This is a genomic window from Actinomadura monticuli (assembly GCF_041463655.1).
In the GTDB taxonomy this organism is placed as follows: Bacteria; Actinomycetota; Actinomycetes; order Streptosporangiales; family Streptosporangiaceae; genus Spirillospora; species Spirillospora monticuli.
On sequence record NZ_JAXCEI010000044.1, the window covers coordinates 1 to 1,922 of the forward strand.

Here is a 1,922-nt window from a genome sequence, read left to right on the forward strand (position 1 = left end):
GGGTCGAGGTAGACGTAGTTGGCTTGGCTCCAGGTGTAGGTGGTGCCGTCGAGTTCGTCGGTGACGGTGTAGTGGTGGTGGGGGTCGTCGGGTAGGCCGAGGGCGGGTAGGTCGAGGTGGACGGTGGCTTCGCGGGCCTGGTGCGGATTCAGATTCACGATGACCAGGACTGTGTCGTCGAGGTGGCGTTTGGAGAAGGCGAGGAGTTCGGGTTGGTCGATGTGGTGGAAGTGCAGGTTGCGTAGTTGTTGGAGGGCGGGGTGGGTGTTGCGGAGGGTGTTGAGTTGGGTGATGAGGGGGGCGATGGTGGTGCCGGTGCGGTGGGCGGTGTCCCAGTCGCGGGGGCGGTACTGGTATTTCTCGGAGTCGCGGTATTCCTCGCTGCCGGGGCGGACGGGGGTGTTCTCGCAGAGTTCGTAGCCGCTGTAGATGCCCCAGGTGGGTGAGAGGAGTGCGGCGAGGATGGCGCGGATTTGGAAGGCGGGGCGGCCGCCGTGCTGGAGGTAGTGGTTGAGGATGTCGGGGGTGTTGGTGAAGAGGTTGGGGCGCATGTAGTTGGCGGTGGGGCCGGTGAGTTCGGTGAGGTAGTCGGTGAGTTCGTCGGTGGTGTTGCGCCAGGTGAAGTAGGTGTAGGACTGGTGGAATCCGGTTTTGGCGAGGGTGTGCATCATGGCGGGGCGGGTGAAGGCTTCGGCGAGGAAGATGACGTCGGGGTCGGTGGTGTTGATGTCGGCCAGGAGGCGTTCCCAGAAGGCGACGGGTTTGGTGTGGGGGTTGTCGACGCGGAAGATGCGGACGCCGTGGTTCATCCAGTGGTGCAGGATGCGTTTGATTTCGGTGTAGAGGCCGTCGGGGTCGTTGTCGAAGTTGAGGGGGTAGATGTCCTGGTATTTCTTGGGGGGGTTCTCGGCGTAGGCGATGGTGGAGTCGGCGCGGGTGGTGAACCATTGGGGGTGGGTGGTGACCCAGGGGTGGTCGGGGGAGCATTGCAGGGCCAGGTCGAGGGCGATTTCGAGGCCGTGGTCGGCGGCGTGGGCGACGAAGGCGTCGAAGTCGTCGAGGGTGCCCAGGTCGGGGTGGATGGTGTCGTGGCCGCCGTCGGGTGAGCCGATGGCCCAGGGGGAGCCGGGGTCGTAGGGGCCGGCGTCCAGGGTGTTGTTGGGGCCTTTGCGGTGGGTGGTTCCGATGGGGTGGATGGGGGGGAGGTAGACCACGTCGAAGCCCATGTCGGCGATCGCGGGCAGGCGTTTCATCGCGGTGCGGAACGTCCCGGAGATCGGTCCGCGCCGTCCCATCGGGTCGAAGCTGGCGCCTTCGGAGCGGGGGAAGAACTCGTACCAGGCGCCGTACAGGGCGCGTTGCCGGTGGACGACCAGGGGGTACCAGTCACTGACCGTCAGCAGATCCCGCAGCGGATGACGCTCCAGCACGTCCTTCACATCCGGGTCGGCGGCGGCCTCCATCCGGTCGGCGGCCGGGACGGTCACGTCCTTCAGGCACTTCGCCAGCCGGTCCAGGGTCGGCCTGTCCTTGCTCGGCACGGCCTCGGCCGCGCGCGCGAACAGCAGCGACCCCTCGGTGAGCATGAGCTCGACGTCCTGGCCGTTCGGGATCTTGATCTGGGCGTCGTGCCGCCAGTGCGCGATCGGGTCGCCCCACGCCTCCACCCGGAACGACCACGACCCCATCTCGGTCGGCGTCACCTCGGCCGACCACCGGTCCAGCCCCACCCCGACCTCGGACATCCGCTGACCCGGCAGCTCCTCGCCGCCGGGCGTGCGCAGCACCACCGCCGCGCCCAGCATCTCGTGCCCCTCCCGGAACACCGTCGCCGACACCTCGACCGTCTCACCCACCACGGCCTTCGCCGGCCACCGCCCGCACCCCACCACCGGCGCCACGTCCAGAATCGGAATGCGACC

General features: G+C 67.7%; 1 protein-coding gene. It reads right to left on the reverse strand.

Going from position 1 to position 1,922, the window contains the following annotated elements; translation table 11 throughout:
• Positions 1-1,922, reverse strand: a 1,922-nt coding sequence (locus SM611_RS37570; protein ID WP_371955168.1) for an alpha-1,4-glucan--maltose-1-phosphate maltosyltransferase, incomplete at both ends; no start/stop codon positions are given.